The sequence below is a fragment of the Vibrio sp. 1159 genome (assembly GCF_033340395.1).
Taxonomy (GTDB): Bacteria; Pseudomonadota; Gammaproteobacteria; order Enterobacterales; family Vibrionaceae; genus Vibrio; species Vibrio alginolyticus.
Map to the genome: position 1 here is coordinate 195,181 of NZ_JAWOWL010000001.1, position 21,465 is coordinate 216,645.

The window sequence follows — 21,465 nt, forward strand, 5'->3', positions numbered from 1 at the left end:
AACCTTATTTATTCAGATCGATTTGATAAATTGCGAAACCAATGTCGTCTGTTGACACGCGTTTCATTGGGTATTGTCCTTTCTCTTTGATGAACTGCGCCGCTTTATCGCTAGGGGAGGTTTCGAAACGAATATCTAGCTTGTTATCGGACTTAATCGGTGCGAAAGACCAGTTGTTGTCAGCGCTTGGTGTCACTTCTCCTTTTTCTTCACTCACGCGAGAAATATAAGTGGCGACGACAGAGCGGTTTTCATCTGGTGCGTCAAATGCAATGAAATCTGGGCCTGTACCAGGGAAAGTATTGCTATAAGCACGGTAGTTATTGGTTGCGATGATGAAATCTTGCTTCGGATTGACAGGCTTACCATTGAACGTCAGATTCACAATGCGCTGAGAATCTGGATTAATCACTTTACAATCCGCATCGTACTTCGGCGGTTGGGTAACGTCGATTTGGTAGTTAACCCCATCAATAACATCGAAGTTGTACGTACGGAAATTATCCCAATCAATCAAAGATTGCGGTTTAGGATTGTTGATGTCGATGTGGTTGAATTGACCCGCACTGCACTCTAGCCATTCGCGAACTTCTTTACCTTTCACTTTCATCGCAACCAAGGTGTTTGGATATAAGTAAAGATCGGCCGCATTACGGAAGGTGAGCTGACCGGATTCTACTTCTGTAAAGTTATTCGGATCGTTCTTACGACCGCCGACTTTAAATGGTGCTGCCGCACTCAGTACTGGAATGTCAGAAAGGTCTGGGTCGCCTTGAATAAAGCGTTCTACGTAGTCTTTCTGAGCAAGGTTAACGATTTGAATGGTGGGGTCGTCCTGCACTAATGCCAAGAAGCTGTACATGACATCATTTGCTTTGCCGATTGGTTGGTTTACAAATTCACGAGTGCCTTTGTGATCTTCTTCTAACGCTTTCACAATATCTGCATCGGCTTTAGCTAATGACTTCTTATTTACTTTATCGAAGATAGGGCGTGCTTCTGCTTGGCCTTCGACGACTTGCCATCTGCCGTCTTTCTCTTTCAGCATCAAATCCATCACACCTACGTGACTTCCCCAGCGGCCCGGCATCACGGACGTTACACCATTGATGGTCCCTTTATCTATATCAACACCAGGTAGGTTTGCGAAGTCTTTCCCTGGGAAGACGGCGTGAGAGTGGCCAAAAGCAATCGCATCAATACCTTCAACTTCTGTGAGGTAGTAAACAGAGTTTTCAGCGCCTAGTTTGTATGGATCAGTAGAAATGCCTGAGTGTGGAATCGCCACAATAACGTCTGCGCCTTCTTTCTTCATCTGAGGAACCAGCTTTTTCGCTGTCTCAGTGATGTCTTCAGCGAAGACTTTTCCTTCTAGATTCTTCTTATCCCATACCATGATTTGTGGCGGGACGAAGCCGATGTAACCCACTTTGATTTCGTGGCTTTGACCATCAGTGTCTTTGAACGTGTGCGTTTTAATTAGATAAGGTTTGAAGTAGTGCTCGCCTGTCTTCTTGTCGAAAACGTTAGCACTAACATAAGGGAAGTTCGCACCGTCGATAGAGTTTTTCAGGAACTCAAGGCCGTAGTTGAATTCGTGGTTACCAATGTTACCCACATCGTAATCCAACTGGTTCATCGCTTTGTATACCGGGTGGATTTCGCCAGCGTTAATCCCTTTCGCCGCCATGTAATCGCCCATTGGGCTGCCCTGAATTAAATCACCGTTATCTACTAGTACCGTGTTTTCTGTCTCGGACTTAGCTTGTTTCACTATTGTCGCTGCGCGACTTAAACCGATTTGCTGTGATGGTTGGTCTTTGTAGTAATCGTAATCCATCACGTTGGTGTGAATGTCGGTGGTTTCGATAATACGAAGCTTGATGGTATCGGCCATTGTTGGGCCAGCAAGCGTTAGCATGCCACTTAATACTGCGAGGGAAATAGGATGAACTGCCACTTTCATTTGGTGCTCCAATTCAATGATAAGGGGAAATCGCACTGCGTAATGTATCAAACACAGATGCAACTCGATGATAAAGATACAGAAAACTGTGAACATTAATCAGTTTACTGAACCTTATTCATATTAACCGCCGACTTTTTCACGCTTTTGAATGAGACCAAACAAAAACTTCTTAGCAGATTTTTGAATAAAAAATGAAATTTTAGAATTTCAGGTAATATAAACGCCCCGCCATAATGCTTGCATGACGATATCAATGGACGATGAGCAAGCACATGGCAACGAACGATTCAGTCACTTCTTTTCCTAAACCAAAGCCCCGGTTAGTTTCTGACAACCCAGTCGCTGGTGTTACTCGTTTTGCAAAGCAATCGCTACAGCCTGGTGAAGTCGCCTTAGTAGGTGCAGGACCAGGCGATCCTGAACTTCTGACGGTGAAAGCACTGAACTGCTTGCAGCAAGCTGACGTGGTTTTGTACGACTACTTGGTGTCTGAAGAAATCATGGCATTGATTCCAAGCGATACGATTTTGGTGTGCGTTGGGAAGCGAGCTGGGCATCACAGTGTGCCGCAGGAGAAGACGAATCAGCTTTTGGTGGATTTTGCCAAGCAGGGCTACAAAGTAGTGCGCATTAAAGGTGGGGATCCGTTTGTATTTGGTCGTGGTGGTGAAGAGTTAGAAGTGCTTGCTGATGCCGGCGTTCGTTTTCAAGTTGTCCCTGGCATTACCGCAGCAGCTGGCGCAACCGCTTATGCTGGTATTCCACTGACTCATCGTGATTATGCGCAATCGGCCATCTTTGTGACTGGCCACTTGAAAGAAGAAAGTGATGAGATGGATTGGTCCACGTTGGCGCGTGGGAATCAGACTTTAGTGATCTACATGGGGCTGATGAAATCACACTATATTCAGAATCAACTCATTAAGCATGGCCGTTCAGCGTCGACTCCGATTGCCATTATTGAGCGTGGCACGCAGATTCAACAAAAAGTATTTACGGGAGAACTCTCCCAACTCTCTGATTTATCGAAGGAAGCACAATCGCCATCTTTGATTGTTGTCGGAGAGGTAGTGCGACTGTCTCAAAAGTTAGACTGGTTTTTGTCTAGTACTGAATTCAACAAAAGTGCTATTGCCAACTCCATATAATTTCAGACCAAAGATTAGAGACGTAATGCGCCTTCAAGCTTAAAAAGGAAATACAAAACATGGACCAACAACGTTTAACTCACCTTAAACAACTCGAAGCGGAGAGTATCCATATTATCCGCGAAGTTGCGGCTGAGTTTGATAACCCAGTCATGATGTATTCGATTGGTAAAGACTCATCAGTGATGCTGCACCTAGCGCGTAAAGCTTTTTACCCAGGTAAGATTCCATTTCCATTGCTGCATGTCGACACCGATTGGAAGTTCCGCGAGATGATTGAATTTCGTGATCGCACCGCGGCCAAATACGGTTTTGAGCTTTTGGTACATAAGAATCCAGAAGGTCTAGCCATGGGCTGTAGTCCGTTTGTTCATGGTTCTTCTAAGCACACTGACATCATGAAGACTCAAGGCTTAAAACAAGCGCTGAACAAGTACGGTTTTGATGCGGCCTTTGGTGGTGCGCGCCGCGACGAAGAGAAATCACGGGCGAAAGAGCGCGTGTATTCATTCCGCGATAAGAACCATACATGGGATCCTAAAAACCAACGTCCTGAGCTATGGAAGACGTACAACGGCCAGGTCAATAAGGGTGAGAGCATTCGTGTATTCCCGCTGTCTAACTGGACTGAGCTTGATATCTGGCAATACATCTATTTAGAAAACATCGAGATCGTGCCGCTTTACCTCGCGGACAAACGCCCAGTTGTTGAACGCGATGGCATGCTGATCATGGTTGATGATGATCGTATGGAGCTTCAACCGGGTGAAGTGATTGAAGAGAAGAGTGTGCGCTTCCGTACCCTTGGTTGTTATCCATTGACCGGGGCCATCGAGTCTGAAGCAAACACTTTAACTGGCATTATTGAAGAGATGCTAGTGGCAACGTCGAGTGAGCGCCAAGGCCGAGCGATCGACCACGATCAGTCAGGATCGATGGAGCTTAAGAAACGTCAAGGTTACTTCTAAAGGATCTAAGGAAAGATAATGAACAGTGCAGTTGAAGCTCAATTAGCCGAGCTTGGTATCGAAGGCTATTTAACACAACACCAGTACAAGTCGTTACTTAGATTCTTGACTTGTGGCTCGGTGGATGACGGTAAAAGTACATTAATCGGTCGCTTACTCCATGACTCAAAACAAATTTATGAAGATCAGCTAGCGGCAGTGCATTCAGACAGCCAACGTGTGGGCACCACGGGTGAAAAACCTGACCTTGCGTTGTTGGTCGATGGCTTACAAGCTGAGCGCGAGCAGGGGATCACGATTGATGTAGCTTACCGCTATTTCTCGACGCAGAAACGTAAATTCATCATTGCAGATACTCCTGGACACGAGCAGTACACACGTAACATGGCTACAGGTGCATCGATATGTGACTTAGCTGTGATTCTGGTTGATGCACGTAAGGGCATTCTCGATCAAACTCGTCGTCACTCTTTCATTTCCAACCTGTTGGGCTTGAAGCACTTTGTTGTCGCGATCAACAAGATGGACTTAGTGGATTACTCCCAAGAGCGCTTTGAAGAGATCCGCGATGAGTATCTGAAGTTCTCTGAGAATCTGACAGGGGATATTGATATTCAAATCATCCCGATCTCAGCGCTTGAAGGGGACAATGTGGTGGATAAAGGCCAAAACCTGACTTGGTTTAAAGGCCCATCATTGCTTGAGCTTCTTGAAACGGTCGATGTGGATCAAGAAAAAGGCGCGGGTGAATTCCGCTTCCCTGTGCAATACGTTAATCGTCCTAACCTCGATTTCCGTGGTTTTGCGGGGACCATTTCTTCTGGTTCGATCAAAGTCGGTGATGCCATTAAAGCATTGCCATCGGGTAAAACGTCAACTGTGGCTCGTATTGTGACCTTTGATGGTGATATCGAAGAAGCTCGTGCCGGATTAGCTGTCACTCTGACGCTAAGCGATGAGATCGATATTAGCCGTGGCGATTTGATTGTTCTAGATAATGCTCAAGTGGAAACCACAAACCATTTGCTTGCCGATGTGGTATGGATGACAGAGCACCCCCTGCAACCGGGTCGTGACTATGACATCAAAATCGCAGGTAAGAAAACCGTAGGTCATGTTGAAGCGATTCGTCATCAATATGACATTAATAATCTCTCGACTCATAGCTCGGCAGAGCTGCCATTGAATGGTATTGGTTTGTGTGAATGGTCTCTTAATGAGTCAGTCGCGCTGGACAATTATCAAGACTGTGCAGATACCGGTGGCTTTATCATTATCGATCGTCTGACAAACGTGACGGTTGGTGCTGGCATGGTTAAAGAGAGCCTCGCCGTGGTTGAGCGCGATTTGACGGGCATCTCTGCGTTTGAAGTTGAGCTTAATGCGCTTGTCCGTAAACACTTCCCACACTGGGAAGCAAAAGACGTCAGCCAGTTTCTGAAAAAGTAACTGGCTTACCCAAGTACGATAATTTCAGGCTCTGTCTGCTGTTGTACTTGGGGCGTCGCTACCTAACTGAATTGCGAAATGTCGTTAGGTATTCTCCTAATACCAGAATGCTTCGGTGGAGCCCAAGAAAACCGAGCATTCTGATGTTCTTTTCGCTTGCGCTGATTTTTGTCTGTTTACTCGTTTGTCGGTGTTTCATGGATAAATGAGTCGTTGTTGTGCCCTTTGGGGCTATTTGGTAAGGAAAGGCTATGTGGGAACAAGGGTTTGTGTTAGCGATTTTGCTTGGCATTATCACTTGCTTGCTTGTCACGAAAATTAAGCCTAGTTACGTCTTTGCGGGTGCCGCTTTTATTGCATTCATGGCTGGGATGATGGATTCAGCCACTATCGCATCCAATTTTACCAACTCTTCATTGTTAACCCTGGTTCTATTGATTCTTGCATCCTGTGCTCTAGAAAAAACACTGCTGATCAGTTGGGTGAGCCGAAGTATCTCTGAGGGTCAGTTAGGCAGCGTGATTGCTAAGCTCGGTGTGTCGACCGCCTTGCTTTCTTCATTTACGAATAATACCGCTGTGGTTGTCTCATTGATTGGGGCGATTAAGCGTAATCAGCAGCATGCACCTTCGAAATTACTTATTCCCTTGTCTTATGCCGCCATTTTTGGTGGCACGTTAACTTTGATTGGTACGTCGACTAACTTAATCATCAACAGCTTTGTCGAAGACGCAGGCTTACCGAGCCTGAGCTTTTTTACACCTACGATGATAGGTTTGGCTGTGCTGGTGGGAGGGATGCTGATTCTTATCCCACTGAGCTACTTGCTACCGAATTATGATGATCAAAGTCAAGAAGATTTACCTTACTTTCTTGAGTCTCGCGTTGAGCCAGGCTCACCGCTAGTTGGGCGTACGATCAGCGAGAATAATTTACGTGCGCTGCGCAAACTGTTTCTTGCAGAAGTGGTGCGCGATGGTGTTACTGTTTCTTCTGTGGGACCGGATTTTGTGCTCAATGCAAAAGACCGCCTGTTATTTTGTGGCGATGTTGAGAGCGTCGCGACCCTGCAAGAAATTCCGGGCCTCAAGTTGTTTGGTCAGCAGCACTTAAATGGGCAAAACTTTATCGAAGTTGTGGTGAGCTCGTCGGCGACATTTTGCTACAAAACCCTCAAAGAGAGCCGATTCCGCGACCGATTCGATGCCGTTGTTGTGGCGATTCGCCGAGGCCACGAACGCCTAGAAGGTGGCTTGGGTAGTATTACCTTAGCGCCAGGAGACACGTTAGTTCTGGTTCCAGGAAAGCGTTTTGAGTCTGAACGCCGAGCTCATCGTAAAGAGTTTGTTTTAGTGCATGACTTGGACTCTAGCGCTCGGCTTGATACGAATAAGTCTTCTATTGTATTACTGGGCTTTGCAGCCGTAATTGGATGCGCTCTATTAGAGTTAGTACCGATTATTAAAGGTCTAGCTGCGTACCTTATCGCGCTTATTGCGTTTGGTATTGTGCAGGTTTCAGAACTGCGCCGCCGTTTTCCGATCGATATCGTCGTGATTGTCGGTTCCGCTTTGTCTATTGCTCAACTGATGATCTCTTCTGGATTGTCAGAAAGAATGGGAGTGATGTTTATTGAAGCGTTTAATGGCTGGGGAGTATTTGGTGCCTTGGTGGCGACTTATATCATGACATTGGTACTCACTGAATTGGTGACAAACAATGCCGCGGCTGCGCTTTCTTTTCCTATCGGCTATAGCATGGCGGTGGGTTATGGCGTGGATCCGATGCCATTCATCATGGCGGTTTTGTTCGGCGCGAGTGCGAGCTTTATCTCTCCCTACGGTTACCAAACTAACCTGCTGGTGTACAGCGTAGGAAATTACAAATTGACCGACTACGTGAGAATTGGAGTGCCAATTTCGATTGTGTACTCTGTATTAGTACTTACTTTGATCCCGGTCTTTTTCCCGTTTTAATTCCGATATTTACAAGGATACGTTATGACTGCCGAAACTACGGTAAAAGATGAAAACATTGTTTGGCACCAGCATTCGGTTGATAAACAGTTTCGTGCTGAATTAAAGAAGCAAAAACCTGCCGTATTGTGGTTCACTGGTTTATCTGGAGCGGGTAAATCAACCGTAGCAGGGGCGTTGGAAAATCGCCTTGCAGCATTGGGTTACCACACCTATTTATTGGATGGTGACAATGTACGACATGGTTTGTGTAGCGATTTAGGTTTTTCTGAACAGGACCGTCGCGAGAACATTCGTCGTATTGGTGAACTGGCGAAGTTGATGGCAGATGCGGGTTTAATTGTTCTGTCGGCGTTTATTTCACCGCATCGTGCAGAGCGGAAGTTAGTACGCGATTTATTGCCAGAAGGTGAGTTTATCGAAGTGTATGTCAATGCATCTCTAGAGGTTTGCGAAGGTCGAGATCCTAAGGGTTTATACCGTAAAGCCCGTGCGGGAGAGATTCCTAATTTCACTGGTATTGATTCGGAATATCAAGCGCCAGAGAACCCTGAAATCGATTTGCCCGCGGGAGAAAAGAGTGTCGATGAGCTGGTGGATTTGTGCTTAATCGATCTTAAACAACGCGGTGTGATCCGATAAAAAAGCATTTAGATCATAGGTGACCTAAAGCTCTTTGAGCAGCTGGAGAAGTATTTGGATCATAGGTGATCAAATGCTTCTCAAGCTGGCTAGACGGTATGATGAACCGTACTTTTAGCTTCACTATGGACACTAAATCTATGATTTAACAGTGCAAGCATTTGATCGTAGTATTCGGCATGTGGTTTGTTTCCGAGCAAGGTACAGAGCTCATTGCCTGTGGGTGTGAAGCGGTAATATAAAAGGCGGACACCTTTACTGTTTACGTTCAGTGACAAGTTTTTACCTTGGTAGGTGAGGACCAACGGTGTCTCGATACTAATTTCGCCAGATTCAAGTTCGGCACTGTGCAGCAGCCCTAATTCAAATAAGAGCAACAAGCTTGAATACGGCAGTTGAAAACTTCCCATATTTAGGCTGTTGGCGACGTCTCGCTTGCCGAAGCTAAATATTCCTCCTTGCGCTTTGTAACCAATCAGCAGTTTTCTGCTGTGATCCCCTCCAAAACTGCACGCTAAAGAGGCGGCTCTTTGCAGAGTTTGTGCTTCCTTTGGTGACATATCTTTGAGGGTTTTCAACGCTTTCATGGACGTTGAACCCGGATTGGTCACTTCACGCTTCATCACTTGAGCCCATAGCTTTTGCATCGCGCTGTTATGGATGTCTTGAGCCATCTCAAAAAATCGATGCAACCAATCTTGGTCTGGCTCTCCCGCTGTCTCATCTCGGCATGAACTGTGCGCTAATTTTAAAATCTGTTCTAAGTTTTTTTGTCGCTGTTCTTGGCGTCTTTGCTCTCGCAATTGGGCTCTTTCAAACGCAGATTTGGCTGGCGGTTCGGTTTGCAGTAAGGCGTCAAGACCGTGTATTTGGGCAATGGTTTTTACCTTACTAGCACTGTCTTTTATGTAGCCTTGTTTCTTTTCTTGTTGCGTATTTTTTTTTGTGTCTGACTGATGTTCGATGACAACAGGTTGCTTTGTCGGGTCTGCCATTCGTTTTCCTACCAAGAACTGCGCGGTTCGCACGTTTAAATTTACACCTTATCTGACCAAGCGACCAGACAGGAGTTCTCAGTTTTTGAACGAATAGGGCTATTCAAAATGATAATGAGTTGTTAAAATTGTTATCGTTATTTTGGAGGGGCTATGAAGTTCTCAGAAGCAGGTAAACTCAAAAAGCACCTGTCGATAGCGTTTCTTTTGGTTATTTATGTGGGCGTGTTAGCGTATTTATCTCGTTATATCGTGTAGCACAAAGCTAAAAAAGGCGCCAGTGTGACGCCTTAGGTGTAGCGAGGCTTATCGACGACTTAAATTACATATCGTCGTAGGCTTCTATTTCTGATCCCTCAATAACGTAAGCCGTTTCTGCCAGTTCGTGGTTTATCGTCTCGGTTTTCAACGTTCCAACCACATATATAACATCCCACAACTCTTGAACAGGCGCGCCTTTCGGAAACTTCACGTAAATGATCTGGTTTGGAGGCGGTGGTGGCACGTGAATACAAGCTCCAAAATATGGCACCAATAAAAATTCGGTGACGGTATCGGCATCACCTTCAAGTGGGATAACAAACCCCGGAATTTTAACTTGGCTTCCGTTCAGTTCTGGTCGAACGTTACCAATCTTGGACTGCTGGGCTGCGCCACCACTGTGATCAGATGCGGGCATGCCTATACTGTCGAACAATTTACGCTCTTTTTCTGGAACAAGGTCAATCCAGTCAAGCTTTAATGGTTCTTCGCTGGCCATAACAGGCGCTGTGAATGCGACGACCAGCAAGCAACTTGCGAGTATTTTTTTCCACATTTTATTAAATCCTTATTGTCATTCCGTCACTCAGTGACTGTCGGTAGGCGCGGAGTGCGGGAATGAAACCAATCACAATACCAGCGCATTGTACGAAACCTAATAGCATCCACTCATAAGTAGATAAGATGCTTAAGGTGAGATGTATTCCATAGTGCTGTTGGATGATCGGCTGCGCGATAGCAAGAATGGCATACAGCCCAGTAACGCCAGTAATAATACCAGCAGCAGTAAGCAAGCTAGCTTCACTAATTAAGAGTGAGAAAACATGACGAGGCCTTGCTCCCATGGCACGCAAAATCGCCATTTCACGGCGGCGTTCCTGTAGGCTAGTTAATAGACTGCTTAACATACCTAACAACCCTGCAATCACGACAAAACCAGATACTGCCATTAGGGCTTGCTCTGCAACCGACATCATTCCCCATAACTCATGCAACGCAACGCCGGGCATAATGGCGCTAAGCGGCTCTTTGGGGTAGGTGTTAATTTGTCTTTGCAGGGCGAAAGTTTGAATACGAGATTTCAAACCAACGAGCATAGCGGTAATTTGTTTGGGCTGAAAGTCTCTGTTTTTGAGATCTTGTGCCTTGGGTGTCGGGCCCAAACGCGCACCACTTTCCCACCCAACGTGAATGGCTTCGATGGCTTCCAATGATACATGGACAGTTTTGTCGACTGGTGTTCCTGTAGGTGCAAGGATACCGACAACTTTAAATGGCAGATTGTCATGACGGCTAAAGCCAACGTCGCTAATGCCGTGGGCAATGATGATTTCGCTACCGATATCATAACCAAGTTGTTTAGCGACATCAGAACCTAGTACGGTTTCAAATAAACCATTGAATTCTCTACCCTTGCTGAATGTTAGTGGTTGCTTACTTCCAAACTTGTAATGCTCAAAGTAACTGTGATTGGTTCCCATAACTCGGAAGCCTTTATGCGAGTCGCCAAGCGAGATTGGAATAGCCCAATCGACTGAACGATGATTGGCAAACTCTTGGTAGCTTTTCCAATCGATGTTGTTGGTCGCATTACCAATACGAAACACAGAATAGAGCAATAGGTTCACTTGCCCAGAGCGTCCACCAATAATGAGGTCTGTGCCTGAAATTGTATTGGCGAAGCTATCCTTGGCTTGAGTTCGGATACGCTCGACGCCCAAGAGGAGTACCACTGAAATCGCAACGGTCATGATGGTTAGAATTGCCGTCGCTTTGCGGTTCATCAAGCTCTTCCAGGCGAGCTTTACAACAGCACTCATGATATGGCTCCTAGGCTAGATACTTGATTAATGTCGGGTAGATTGAGCGTGCGATCGAATAAGGGTTCGAGTGTTGGGTCGTGGCTAACGAATACCAGTGTGGCATTGGCTTGATTCGCTTGCTCCATGAGGAGCTCAATAAATGCCTTACGATTGTCATAGTCTAAAGCTGAGGTTGGTTCGTCAGCGATCACTAACTCTGGATGTCCTATCAGAGCTCGAGCCGCAGCCACACGTTGTTGTTGACCAATACTCAATTCAGAGACAGGGCGTGTATGAAGCTCGTTTGGCAAGTGCAGTCGTTCTAGTAGGGCCTGAGCCTGTTCATTTAACGTTTGAGATGAGGCACCTAAATGGGCACGGTCACGTCGTATTTTACTGAACTGACATGGCAATAATACGTTTTCAAGTACGTTAAGGTACGGCAATAAATTGAACTGTTGAAAGATGTAGCCAATATGATTGGCGCGAAAGCGGTCTCTCTGACTGGCACTTAAACTAGCAAGGTCAGTATCGAGTACAGATAGAGAGCCTGAAGTTAATGTGTTAATCCCCGTCAACAAAGCGAGCAAGGTCGATTTACCGCAGCCACTTGGACCTTTGATAAACACATGTTCGCCTTGTGTAATGTGTAATTTGGGGATGTGGATGGTCGCGTTGGTTGAACCGGGCCAGAAAAATTGGGCATCCTCTAGCTCGACAACATTTGGTGTGGTTTCAGTCATATTAAATCACCAAAGCTGTGGCGTGTAAGTGGGTACTTACACGCCACTCGTGTTATTTGATTACGATTTGGGTGTTATCTTTGCTTAATTTAATTGCTGATTGCATGGTATCAGTGAATATATTGACGCTGATGGACTCTGTAGTTGGGAATTGGTTAAACCAATCGGTTTGGATTTGGCTAAGCTGATTAACTTGTTCGCAATTGAAGCGATATTGCACCGAAAATTCACCGTGACCGCCATGATCGTGCGCCTCATCATGATCGTCATGGTGGTCATGTTTATCATGATGTTCATTATGATCATGGTGTTCGTGTCCTTCATGATCGTGATGTGCATGGTCATCATGGTCGTGCTCACTATGATCATGTTCCTCATGAGTTTCGCTTAGGTTGTGGCTCACGTAAGCTTCTTCAATATTACAATCAGCTTGTGAGTTAATAGCGAACAATGCGTTGCTGTCTTCGAGTGTAGCGACGGCTTGTTTAAGCGCTTGCTCTTGTTGTGCGTTTTCTGGAGCATGTTCGAAACCCACAACATCAGCTCCAGGAGCTGTGATCTCTACTAACAGATCTTTGCCATCTTGGGCGATATTAAACTCGACGTGACCATGCACATGAGCACCATGCTGGCGGTATTCGTTTGCATTCGCTGCTGTCGATAAAGTGAGGCCAATAGCAAGGGCTAAAACGTGTTTTGATGACATTGTATTTTTCCTAATTTTACTGGCATTAACCAAAGGCGGTATTGCTCAGATTCGAGTTTCACTAAGTTATTGTTCCCTGACACACTAGGTGCGGAAATGAACTCAATAATTTTGAGTGTGGAATAGTTTGGAAATTAAGCAAAATAAGGAGGGGCACGAGCAGCGCCAAGAACTTCTTCGCCGTACACGAGATGCAAAAAAACATGATGATGCTGGGCGCGCGTAAAAGTCGGTGTAGAGAGGGTAGGTTGTACCTTTGCTATACCGTGCTGAACACCAGAAAATAATTGGCAATGATGATGGGTATGATGGTCGGGCGTCAGATCGACTTGATGAAGTACAACCGCAAAGTTCCAAGCGATCAGCAACGCAACACTGAAAAATAAAGCAGTGCGATACCAATATCTTAGTGTTTTTTGCTGGTGGTGGTACATCTGAGCTCCTCTTACCGACTGTTATAATATAACACCCATAATGAATAAAAGTTCACTCTTTTGTTGGCTAGCAGAAAAATTTAACTCCACACATACGTGCCGAAAAATATTGGTAATACTCTCTGATGGAAGTGTCGCACTTATAAAGAGCAGAGTTATCACTGCCCATGCTTCTAATCAAATTCATATAGCTCCTTACAACAAGAGCAAGGAGCCATTCAATGAAGCTAGATGTTCTGTTTAATAAGCTCAATGACTTTTATTATCTCATCTTGCTCAAGTGCGCCCTCTTTGACGAACAGAATTTTGCCCGTTTTGTCTTGAACAATAATGGCCGAACTTTCTTCTTTCAGGTCCCAAGTATTAGCAACTACGCCATTTTCATCAAGAACCATGGATGACCAAGGAAACTCTTTTTTACTGTCTTGAGCTGAAGACTTCACGAAAGAGCCTGTCCCCCAAATTGCATCATCTTGGTTGATGATAGTCGTCGTCTGGTAGCTTTCTTGTGGAAAATTTGCCGCTGTTATTGCTGACATTAAAGGGGCATTCATCTCTTTTGAACTGCTACGGCCTGCAATGGCTTGAATGACACGAACTTTGCCTTGCATATGTTGAGTTGCCCAGGGTTGGTATGCAACGCCTTCGCCTTGTAAAACAATCTCGCCGTAAGCGGCAACATTGACAGGAGGAACGCTTTTTCCCACTGACAAGTTGTGTGCAAAGGTCAAGCTTGGCGTTAAGGCCAGTAATAGAGGTAGGAGAGTCTTAGTTTTCATATTGTTATATTCCGTACGAGGTTTGGAAGCTTCCAGTATATATCCAGATCCTAGAAATTTGTAGGACCGTTGATAACATTTATTTAACGTATGGAGTGGTGTAATCTTGCGTTATATTTAGAATTTGCTAAAATGAGTTCCGTCGCAAATTGCGCATTAAGATTGCAGAGGAAAAATAAGCAATCCGTGTTTTCTCAAAGGAATTGAGGTGAGTTATGCTACGTGAGTTTGCTGTATATCGACCATTACAAGTGGCCCGTTTTGTTAAAACGTTGTTCAAAGGTCAATTTTTTATTGTTGGGGTTGGCTGTTTTCAGTTCGACAATGGCAAAGTGTTACTACCTGACGTCAACGATCATAAAAGGCTCACCATCTTTAAAGAAGTCAACCAAGTGATAGCATCATTATCGGCTTAGTTAGCTTGGTACCCACTTAGATTTAGAAAAGAGCGACCATATCGGTCGCTCTTTTTGTTGCTGGTTAGGTTTATCCTTGGAGGCTTGGTGGGAAGCAAACTCCCGTTCCTCCGATGCCACAGTAACCATCAGGGTTTTTCGCCAAATATTGCTGGTGGTAGGTTTCCGCAAAGTAATACGGACCTGCTGGTTGTATTTCGGTGGTGATGTTCGCGCGTTGCTCTTCTTGCAGTGCTTGTTGATACAAGAGTTTCGATTTCTCTGCGCTCTCGAGCTGCTCCGTCGAATAAGTGTAAATTGCTGAACGATATTGAGTACCTAAGTCGTTACCTTGACGCATTCCCTGAGTTGGGTCGTGTTTTTCCCAAAAAACAGCCAGTAGCTTTTCTAATGAGATGACGCGTTCATCGAAAACGACTCGTACGACTTCTGTATGACCCGTTTTACCTGTACAGACCTCTTCATAGGTGGGATTGGGTGTGTACCCCCCAGCGTAACCGACCGAAGTAGATACAACGCCGTCGAGTTGCCAAAATACGCGCTCAGCGCCCCAAAAACAGCCCATTCCGAGCAAAATCTGCTGTTGGTGTGACGCCAGAGGCGCCTTTAGGTTAGATTTATTTACAAAATGATGATCGTCAATCTGCATTGGTTGATCTCTACCTGGCAAGGCATCTTCTATACTGATCAATGTTTGTTTGTTGAGCATGGTATTTGTCCTTCAATACGTGTCTTAAATTTGCGAACTTTTTCATTTCGTCTGTATCTGATGCTGTGATGACATAGACCGCGTTAAACCTATTAATATTACAGACTTAGAATCTAATTGGCGTTATCATTATTTACGTTTACTTAACCTCATTCAGCCATAAAAGCATGATAAAAAAAGCTCTCCCCACCATTGTTGGCCTGTTTGCCTTTTCTCATGGTGCCTATGCCGATGTTTCTTTGACTTTGAAAGGCATTGATGGCGCTTTAGAAGAGAATGTCAGTGCGTATCTATCATCTATTCCAGAGAAGGATTACTCCACTTCTCTGCGTTTTCAAGCGAGATTAGATCAAAGTATCACTGAAGCGCTTAACGCGCTTGGGTATTATCATGCAAAAATTTCATACTCTATTCCTGAAGCGAATGATGAGTTAATTGTGCTCATCAAGCCGGGCTTGCCAGTGAAAGTGAAAGTCATGGATGTGGTCATCACTGGAGAGGCCAAGGACGATGAAGAGTTTGCAAAACTTATTGAGCGCTCTCCGCTCAAAGTTGGCCAAGTTTTGAATCAAGGCCAATACGACACCCTTAAGTCAGGCATTCGTAACTTGGCGCTTCAGCGTGGTTACTTCAATGGTGAGTTTACGCTAAGTCGATTAGAGGTTATCCCTGATCTGAACGAAGCTAATGTCCGTTTGCACTACAGCAGTGGAATACGTTTCAATTTTGGCGACGTTTCTTTTATTGGCAACCACATCTGGGAAGATCGTGTCGCATCATTACAACCTTTTAAAGAAGGGGACCCATACAACGTTTCGAAGCTGGGCGAGTTTAACCAGAAGCTATCAAATACGGAGTGGTTTTCCTCAGTTTTTGTTGAGCCTGAATTGGATAGGCTTGATGATGGCCGAGACTTGCCAATTAAAGTGTCTTTATCTCCTGCTTCGAAGAATCAGATCGAGACGGGTATTGGTTACTCAACGGATGTCGGCGTTCGAGGAACGTTGAAGTGGAAGAAACCTTGGGTGAGCTCCCGAGGACACAGTTTCAACACTGCTTTATCCCTATCTAAGCCAGAGCAAACCGTGACTGCTTCTTACAAAATTCCTTTAGAAGATGTCGCTAACGATTATTATCAAGTTCAATATGGGCTTAAAAACCTAGACAACCGTGACACACAGAGTATCGAGTCTAACCTTGCAGTGGAACGTCATTGGTTAGCAGACGGTGGTTGGCATAATACCGTTTATGTTCGTCATTTGTACGAGAGCTTTACGCAAGGTTTACAAGATGATGAATTCAACTTCGTACTTCCAGGTGCGACATTTTCTCGGACTAGGGTTCGAGGGGGCAATATGCCAATGTGGGGAGACAAGCAAAGCATCACTATTGAGTATGGTGATACCGCTATGCTTTCTGAAACTAGAGTGCTCCGCTTAATTGGCTCGACTTCTTGGATTCGTGGTATTGGAGAGAATCATCGTGGTTTGTTCCGCCTAGAAGGTGGTGCGAATATTACCGATGAACTTGAAAAGCTATCACCGTCGCTGCGTTTCTTCGCTGGTGGTGACAATAATATTCGTGGTTACGGCTATGAATCTATTTCACCTGTGGATGAGAGTGGTGCTTTGACGGGTGGTAAATACATTGTTAGCAGTACATTAGAATACCAATATCGTGTTTATGGAAACTGGTGGGCTGCAACGTTTTACGATATTGGTGATGCGTTTAATGAAACACCAGATTGGAAATCAGGTGCTGGTGTTGGTATCCGCTGGGCGTCTCCGGTGGGCCCTGTTAGTTTTGATTTTGCATGGGGGTTGGATGCAAAACCAGAACGAGAGTTTCGTATCCACTTCTCATTGGGGCCTGAGCTATGATCAAAATGATGTTTAAGTGGACCAAATGGCTGTCGCTCAGTTTGATTGGTCTATTGCTGTTGCTCATCATTATTGTCGCGACAGTTTTGTTTACCCACCCAGGCCTCAAATTTGCCTTGTGGGGAGCTGAAAAAGCATTACCACAATTGCAGATTGAAAAAGTGCAGGGTTCATTGTTTCCTCGCTTCGAACTGCATAACGTCAGTTTTGTCGATGAGTCTTTGAATATCGACGCCAAAGTTGAGCGTTTAGCTTTGGCAGTGAACTTCCGCTGTTTCTTTGATCCTAAGGTCTGTGTCGATGAGTTAAGACTGCAGGGGCTTGACTTTAAGATGCCAGAGCTACCGCCAGCAAGCGAGGAGCAAGAGGAAACACAACCACTGCGTTCTATCAGTACGCCAGTGCCAATTTTTGTTAATAAAGTCAGCTTTAATGACATCAATGTCAATGTGCTGGGCAATCAAATTGATTGGCAAACGTTCTCGACCGCTTTGTCGATGCAAGGCGATCGTTTGGTGATCGCACCAACTGCGTTGAAAGACATTAATGTTGCGCTCGCACCAAGTGAAGCGACCCCAGAAGCGGTTGTTGAAGAGCCGAAAGAAGCCGATGCTACGCCGCAAGATATTGTGTTACCCGAAGTATGGATTCCACTGACGGTGGAAGCGCGCCGTCTGGATATTCACAACTTTAAACTGGCAGGTGAAACGCCAGTGATCGTCAATCATCTTGGTTTGGTTGCAAGAGCAGGCGGTGAACGTGTTGATGTCAAAACGTTAGAGCTCGACATGCCAGAAGTGGAAGGCAAGTTGAGCACACAAGTGACGCTTTCTTCTGATTACCCTATCAAAGCGCAACTGGACGCGTTAGTGAAGCAAGCGGATGCGAAGGGACAAAAACTGTCGCTTTCGGTCTCGGGTTCGGTTGGTGATTTGTCACTAAATGCTACGCTTTCTGAGCTTGTACAAGCGGAGATCAAAGGTGATATTCAACCGCTTAAAACGCAGTTACCGTTTGATGTCGCGATTAAAAATGTACAGGCGCAATGGCCGCTATTTGGACAAAGCGATTACCAGGTTTCTGTACCAAGCTTGGCGGCAAAAGGCTCACTTGATGGCTACGAAGTCGCATTAGAAACCAAAGCGTCAGGCAAAGATATTCCCGCCGTTGATGTCGCACTAAACGGCAAAGGTACGTTAGAGCAAATTGACCTCGAAAGCCTTGTAGTGAAAACCTTAGGGGGCGAACTCTCTGGGAAAGTCATGGCCAATTGGGCCGCGCCAATCAACTGGCAAGCTGACTTAAACCTGAAGAACATTCAACCAGGATTGCAGTGGAAAGAAGCCGAAGGGGATATTAGCGGTAATCTTTCGACTTCGGGGTCGTTAACAGAACAAGGCGGTTGGCAAGTCAGTTTGCCTAAGTTAGACATTGACGGCATTTTGCGAGGTTATCCGCTGAATGTTGAAGGGCAACTTGAAGCGTCTGATAAGAACGGCAAAGGCGAAGACATCCAACTTACCACTCAGGGTTTAGCGCTTTCTCATGGCCCGAACCAACTGAGTGCAAAGGGTAAGATCGATAAGCAAATTCTGATGGATGTTGAGGTTAACTTCCCTGATTTTGCGAAAAGTGTTCCGGATCTTGCAGGTAAAATGCAAGGTAAAGTCGCACTACGTGGTAGCTTGAAAGAACCAGACATCAATCTTGATCTCGCTTTAAATCAGATAAACTGGCAGCAACAGGCGAACGTAGAAACGATCACCTTAAAGGGTGATGTGAAGCCTCTGCCAGCACCAAAAGCGAACATAAGCCTAATTGCGAACAACATTACCTATGACGACATAAAAGTTGATAGTGCTGACCTTGAAGTCTCTGGGGATGAAAAACTGCATCAACTTACGCTCGATGTAGTGTCTGACCTGGTGTCGACCAGTTTAGAAATTGAAGGGACATTCCAGCAGAAACCAGAAATGATTTGGGATGGGGCGCTGCGCCGCTTGACGCTGAGCTCGCAACAAGGCCCGTGGGCGTTGCAAAAATCGACCGCGGTGAAGGTCAATATCGACAAACAGATCGCGAACGTTCAAGCGCATTGTTGGTTGCAAGCGGAGTCGAGCGTATGTCTAACCGAAGACATTAGTGTCGGTAAGAGTGGCCAGGCGAAGTTAGCCATCAATGATTTTGATTTTGACCAAATCAAACAATTCCTGCCGCCAGAAACCAAGCTGCAAGGCTCGGTTAATGCACAGGCTTTTGCTAAATGGGCACCAGAGAAAAAGCCTGAAGTAACCTTAAGTGTCAATATGCCAAAAGGCCAAGTTGAACAAGCGCTTGAACAGCCAATTAAAGTCGGTTGGGAAAGCTTCAACTTTAAAGCAGCATTAGCGAAAGACAAGCTTGATGCCGAGTGGCTATTTGATGTGAAAGATAACGGTGACTTGTCTGGTAAGGTTTCTTTACTGAATGTCTCGACTGAAAAGCCCACTATTGATGGTAAGGTTTCACTCTCTACGTTCCACTTGGATTTCTTGGCACCGTTGATTGGTGAGTACAGCTTGTTTAAAGCAAACATGAATACTGACCTAGCGATATCAGGTGACGTCATGCATCCGAAGGTTAATGGTCAGTTCTTGATTGACCAAATGAAGCTACAGGGTGAAGTCACACCGATAGATATAAACTCAGGGCAGGTCGTCATCAACTTTAAAGGCCATCAAGCGGACTTGGATGCCGGAATTTTAACCCCGGATGGTGAGTTGAACGTTATCGGTGATGCCGATTGGCAGGACTTACAGAACTGGCGCACTAAAGCGCGTGTATTTGCTAAAGAGCTCAATGTTGATTTGCCCCCAATGGTAAAAATCAAAGTTGAGCCTGACATGACAATAGATGTGACTCCTCAGCTTGCGAAAATTGAGGGTGATATTAATTTGCCATGGGGCAGAATTGTCGTCGAAGAGCTTCCACCAAGTGCGGTAGGCGTATCGAGTGATACCGTTATTCTCGATAAAAACTTGCAGCCAGTGGACGATGTGGCTGCGATGCCGTTTGATGTGGAAACGAACATCAACATTAAAATTGGTGATGACTTCCAACTTGCCGCTTTTGGTTTAAAAGGTGGGTTGAAAGGGAACCTAAACGTGACACAAAAAGACAAAGGTCCTTTCATCGTTGGTGAAGTGAATGTTGTCGACGGTTCTTATCGTTCGTTTGGTCAGGACTTATTGATTAAAGAAGGTAAGATTCTGATGAATGGTCCACCAGATCAACCTTACTTGTCTATCAAAGCGATTCGTAATCCAGACAATACCCAAGATGATGTCATTGCGGGGGTACAAGTGTCAGGCCCAGCATCTGATCCGAGTATAGAAATTTTCTCAGAGCCCGCGATGAACCAAGCCAATGCACTTTCTTATCTACTTCGTGGTCAAGATATTGATGGTGAAGCCGGTGGTAATGCAATGACGACTACCTTAATTGGTTTAAGCTTGGCGAAGAGTGGTCGTGTGGTTGGTGAAATCGGTGAAGCCTTTGGCGTACAGGATTTACAGTTGGACACTGCTGGGTCGGGCGATGATTCGCAAGTGACGGTGAGTGGTTATATTCTGCCAGGTTTGCAGGTGAAATATGGTGTCGGCATCTTTAACTCCCTAGGTGAGTTCACTGTGCGTTACCGATTGATGCAAGACTTGTATTTAGAAGCGGTATCTGGTGTAGATAGCGCCGTTGACCTACTCTATCAGTTTGAGTTCGATTAAAGTGCTTTAACCTAAGCATACACAGTCATGACTAAGGAGTGGTTATGCAGCATTTGATTTTTGTCTACGGCACGTTACGCAAGGGAGAGTACAACCATCAGTATTTGCGCTCGGCGCAGTTTCTTGGTTTACATGAAACGGATGCTCAATTTGCAATGTATGACTTAGGCCCTTATCCAGCGTTGTCTGATGGGCAACGCTCGATTCAAGGTGAAGTGTACCTGATTGACAGTGAAACCTTATCTGAGCTAGATAGGTTAGAAGATGTGCCAGTGGAATATCGCCGAGAGAGCATCGTTACGCCTTTTGGCCAAGCTTGGATCTACTTATATCAAGATACTGAGCAGCTAACCGAAGAAATCGCTTCCGGAGATTGGTGTCAAAAGGTGTGAGCTATACTGACATTATCAATAGCAACGAGCTAAACACTAAGGAGTCACGATGAAAGCATTCGTAATTGGAGTAATGGCGTTGCTTCTTGCTGCATGCGCACAAACAACACTACCGACTTCGAATAATGTGACCGATTGGCAAGTGTTTGGTAAGCAGTCAGCTTTAGATGGATTACGGGAGTTATCTGAGGAGCGAATTGCGAAGCTGGATGATGTTAACCATGCGACGCCAGAACTGATAATGGCTTATCAAGCGGGTTACCAGCAAGGCAAACAAGAGTATTGTGAGCAAAGTGCTTATATGCTCGGTGTTATCGGGCGGCCGTATTTTGGCATTTGTGATGATGTTGACCCCTTCTTTCAACATGACTACGACGCTGGACGAATGTCTTCAGCAGGCGCACCTATCTAGTTGACACAGGTAAGATGAAAGCA

The 21,465-nt window shown here is 45.3% G+C and carries 19 protein-coding genes; 10 read left to right on the forward strand and 9 right to left on the reverse strand.

Translation table 11 applies throughout. The features are described from left to right. Nucleotides 1–4 precede the first annotated feature (4 nt). Nucleotides 5–1,966, reverse strand: a complete 1,962-nt coding sequence (gene cpdB, locus R7127_RS00985) for a 2',3'-cyclic-nucleotide 2'-phosphodiesterase (protein ID WP_047101902.1) — start codon at nt 1,964–1,966, stop codon at nt 5–7. Between the two features lie 275 nt (nt 1,967–2,241). Between cpdB and cobA the strand changes: the two genes are divergently transcribed. The 5 genes from cobA to cysC all read left to right on the forward strand — a co-directional run bounded on the left by cobA (nt 2,242) and on the right by cysC (nt 8,152). Continuing rightward, entirely contained in the window at nt 2,242–3,117 is an 876-nt protein-coding gene (cobA, locus tag R7127_RS00990; protein ID WP_031780800.1) for a uroporphyrinogen-III C-methyltransferase, read from the forward strand. Nucleotides 3,118–3,176: 59 nt separating this feature from the next. Continuing rightward, entirely contained in the window at nt 3,177–4,085 is a 909-nt protein-coding gene (gene cysD, locus R7127_RS00995; RefSeq protein WP_005379592.1) for a sulfate adenylyltransferase subunit CysD, read from the forward strand. Between the two features lie 18 nt (nt 4,086–4,103). After that, entirely contained in the window at nt 4,104–5,534 is a 1,431-nt protein-coding gene (gene cysN, locus R7127_RS01000) for a sulfate adenylyltransferase subunit CysN (protein ID WP_318141813.1), read from the forward strand. Nucleotides 5,535–5,785: 251 nt separating this feature from the next. After that, nucleotides 5,786–7,510, forward strand: a complete 1,725-nt coding sequence (locus R7127_RS01005; protein ID WP_253644116.1) for an SLC13 family permease — start codon at nt 5,786–5,788, stop codon at nt 7,508–7,510. A 24-nt stretch (nt 7,511–7,534) separates the two neighbouring features. Continuing rightward, on the forward strand, nt 7,535–8,152 hold the full coding sequence (cysC, locus tag R7127_RS01010) for an adenylyl-sulfate kinase (RefSeq protein WP_005379598.1): 618 nt from the start codon (nt 7,535–7,537) through the stop codon (nt 8,150–8,152). An 89-nt stretch (nt 8,153–8,241) separates the two neighbouring features. Here cysC and R7127_RS01015 read toward each other — a convergent pair whose 3' ends face one another. From R7127_RS01015 to R7127_RS01045, 7 genes are all read right to left on the reverse strand, one after another. Continuing rightward, nucleotides 8,242–9,147 carry a TIGR03899 family protein gene (locus R7127_RS01015; RefSeq protein ID WP_258483290.1) on the reverse strand — a complete coding sequence of 302 codons (906 nt, stop codon included), beginning with the start codon at nt 9,145–9,147 and terminating at the stop codon, nt 8,242–8,244. Between the two features lie 322 nt (nt 9,148–9,469). Continuing rightward, nucleotides 9,470–9,964, reverse strand: coding sequence for a DUF3299 domain-containing protein (locus tag R7127_RS01020; protein ID WP_005379600.1), 495 nt, complete (start codon nt 9,962–9,964; stop codon nt 9,470–9,472). A gap of 4 nt (nt 9,965–9,968) precedes the next feature. Continuing rightward, nucleotides 9,969–11,228: an ABC transporter permease gene (locus R7127_RS01025; protein ID WP_005379602.1), complete on the reverse strand. Its 1,260-nt coding sequence runs from the start codon at nt 11,226–11,228 to the stop codon at nt 9,969–9,971. After that, nucleotides 11,225–11,953, reverse strand: coding sequence for an ABC transporter ATP-binding protein (locus R7127_RS01030; RefSeq protein WP_042522447.1), 729 nt, complete (start codon nt 11,951–11,953; stop codon nt 11,225–11,227). Before R7127_RS01030 ends, R7127_RS01025 begins: the two co-directional genes overlap by 4 nt. Nucleotides 11,954–12,005: 52 nt before the next feature. After that, nucleotides 12,006–12,659: a zinc uptake protein ZrgA gene (gene zrgA / locus R7127_RS01035; RefSeq protein ID WP_085569684.1), complete on the reverse strand. Its 654-nt coding sequence runs from the start codon at nt 12,657–12,659 to the stop codon at nt 12,006–12,008. A gap of 134 nt (nt 12,660–12,793) precedes the next feature. Further along, on the reverse strand, nt 12,794–13,093 hold the full coding sequence (locus R7127_RS01040; RefSeq protein ID WP_005379608.1) for a DUF2607 family protein: 300 nt from the start codon (nt 13,091–13,093) through the stop codon (nt 12,794–12,796). A gap of 227 nt (nt 13,094–13,320) precedes the next feature. Continuing rightward, the gene (locus tag R7127_RS01045) at nt 13,321–13,872 is read right to left on the reverse strand and encodes a YtfJ family protein (protein WP_318141812.1); all 552 of its coding nucleotides are present in this window, start codon (nt 13,870–13,872) and stop codon (nt 13,321–13,323) included. A gap of 215 nt (nt 13,873–14,087) precedes the next feature. Between R7127_RS01045 and R7127_RS01050 the strand changes: the two genes are divergently transcribed. Continuing rightward, nucleotides 14,088–14,288 (forward strand): DUF1107 domain-containing protein, encoded by a 201-nt coding sequence (locus R7127_RS01050; protein WP_005379612.1) that lies wholly within the window; start codon nt 14,088–14,090, stop codon nt 14,286–14,288. Nucleotides 14,289–14,358: 70 nt separating this feature from the next. On the opposite strand, the gene msrA is transcribed toward R7127_RS01050, so the two are convergent. Then, entirely contained in the window at nt 14,359–14,997 is a 639-nt protein-coding gene (gene msrA, locus R7127_RS01055; protein ID WP_005379620.1) for a peptide-methionine (S)-S-oxide reductase MsrA, read from the reverse strand. A 167-nt stretch (nt 14,998–15,164) separates the two neighbouring features. Here msrA and R7127_RS01060 point away from each other — a divergent pair, with 167 nt between their 5' ends. From R7127_RS01060 to R7127_RS01075, 4 genes are read left to right on the forward strand one after another with little or no spacing between them, the layout of a single operon-like run. Then, nucleotides 15,165–16,877: an autotransporter assembly complex protein TamA gene (locus R7127_RS01060; protein ID WP_005379622.1), complete on the forward strand. Its 1,713-nt coding sequence runs from the start codon at nt 15,165–15,167 to the stop codon at nt 16,875–16,877. After that, complete coding sequence (locus tag R7127_RS01065) at nt 16,874–20,638, forward strand: translocation/assembly module TamB domain-containing protein (protein ID WP_172563393.1); 3,765 nt, start codon at nt 16,874–16,876, stop codon at nt 20,636–20,638. The genes R7127_RS01060 and R7127_RS01065 overlap by 4 nt, the downstream gene beginning before the upstream one ends. A 44-nt stretch (nt 20,639–20,682) precedes the next feature. Next, nucleotides 20,683–21,030, forward strand: a complete 348-nt coding sequence (locus tag R7127_RS01070; protein ID WP_005379626.1) for a gamma-glutamylcyclotransferase — start codon at nt 20,683–20,685, stop codon at nt 21,028–21,030. A 49-nt stretch (nt 21,031–21,079) separates the two neighbouring features. Then, the gene (locus R7127_RS01075) at nt 21,080–21,442 is read left to right on the forward strand and encodes a DUF2799 domain-containing protein (protein WP_017633454.1); all 363 of its coding nucleotides are present in this window, start codon (nt 21,080–21,082) and stop codon (nt 21,440–21,442) included. Nucleotides 21,443–21,465: the final 23 nt, after the last annotated feature.

Excerpts from the sequence above, each read along its gene's own strand:
- cpdB (WP_047101902.1), bottom strand. The coding sequence starts at position 1,966 with ATGAAAGTGGCAGTTCATCCTATTTCCCTCGCAGTATTAAGTGGCATG.
- cobA (WP_031780800.1), top strand. The coding sequence starts at position 2,242 with ATGGCAACGAACGATTCAGTCACTTCTTTTCCTAAACCAAAGCCCCGG.
- cysD (WP_005379592.1), top strand. The coding sequence starts at position 3,177 with ATGGACCAACAACGTTTAACTCACCTTAAACAACTCGAAGCGGAGAGT.
- cysN (WP_318141813.1), top strand. The coding sequence starts at position 4,104 with ATGAACAGTGCAGTTGAAGCTCAATTAGCCGAGCTTGGTATCGAAGGC.
- R7127_RS01005 (WP_253644116.1), top strand. The coding sequence starts at position 5,786 with ATGTGGGAACAAGGGTTTGTGTTAGCGATTTTGCTTGGCATTATCACT.
- cysC (WP_005379598.1), top strand. The coding sequence starts at position 7,535 with ATGACTGCCGAAACTACGGTAAAAGATGAAAACATTGTTTGGCACCAG.
- R7127_RS01015 (WP_258483290.1), bottom strand. The coding sequence starts at position 9,147 with ATGGCAGACCCGACAAAGCAACCTGTTGTCATCGAACATCAGTCAGAC.
- R7127_RS01020 (WP_005379600.1), bottom strand. The coding sequence starts at position 9,964 with ATGTGGAAAAAAATACTCGCAAGTTGCTTGCTGGTCGTCGCATTCACA.
- R7127_RS01025 (WP_005379602.1), bottom strand. The coding sequence starts at position 11,228 with ATGAGTGCTGTTGTAAAGCTCGCCTGGAAGAGCTTGATGAACCGCAAA.
- R7127_RS01030 (WP_042522447.1), bottom strand. The coding sequence starts at position 11,953 with ATGACTGAAACCACACCAAATGTTGTCGAGCTAGAGGATGCCCAATTT.
- zrgA (WP_085569684.1), bottom strand. The coding sequence starts at position 12,659 with ATGTCATCAAAACACGTTTTAGCCCTTGCTATTGGCCTCACTTTATCG.
- R7127_RS01040 (WP_005379608.1), bottom strand. The coding sequence starts at position 13,093 with ATGTACCACCACCAGCAAAAAACACTAAGATATTGGTATCGCACTGCT.
- R7127_RS01045 (WP_318141812.1), bottom strand. The coding sequence starts at position 13,872 with ATGAAAACTAAGACTCTCCTACCTCTATTACTGGCCTTAACGCCAAGC.
- R7127_RS01050 (WP_005379612.1), top strand. The coding sequence starts at position 14,088 with ATGCTACGTGAGTTTGCTGTATATCGACCATTACAAGTGGCCCGTTTT.
- msrA (WP_005379620.1), bottom strand. The coding sequence starts at position 14,997 with ATGCTCAACAAACAAACATTGATCAGTATAGAAGATGCCTTGCCAGGT.
- R7127_RS01060 (WP_005379622.1), top strand. The coding sequence starts at position 15,165 with ATGATAAAAAAAGCTCTCCCCACCATTGTTGGCCTGTTTGCCTTTTCT.
- R7127_RS01065 (WP_172563393.1), top strand. The coding sequence starts at position 16,874 with ATGATCAAAATGATGTTTAAGTGGACCAAATGGCTGTCGCTCAGTTTG.
- R7127_RS01070 (WP_005379626.1), top strand. The coding sequence starts at position 20,683 with ATGCAGCATTTGATTTTTGTCTACGGCACGTTACGCAAGGGAGAGTAC.
- R7127_RS01075 (WP_017633454.1), top strand. The coding sequence starts at position 21,080 with ATGAAAGCATTCGTAATTGGAGTAATGGCGTTGCTTCTTGCTGCATGC.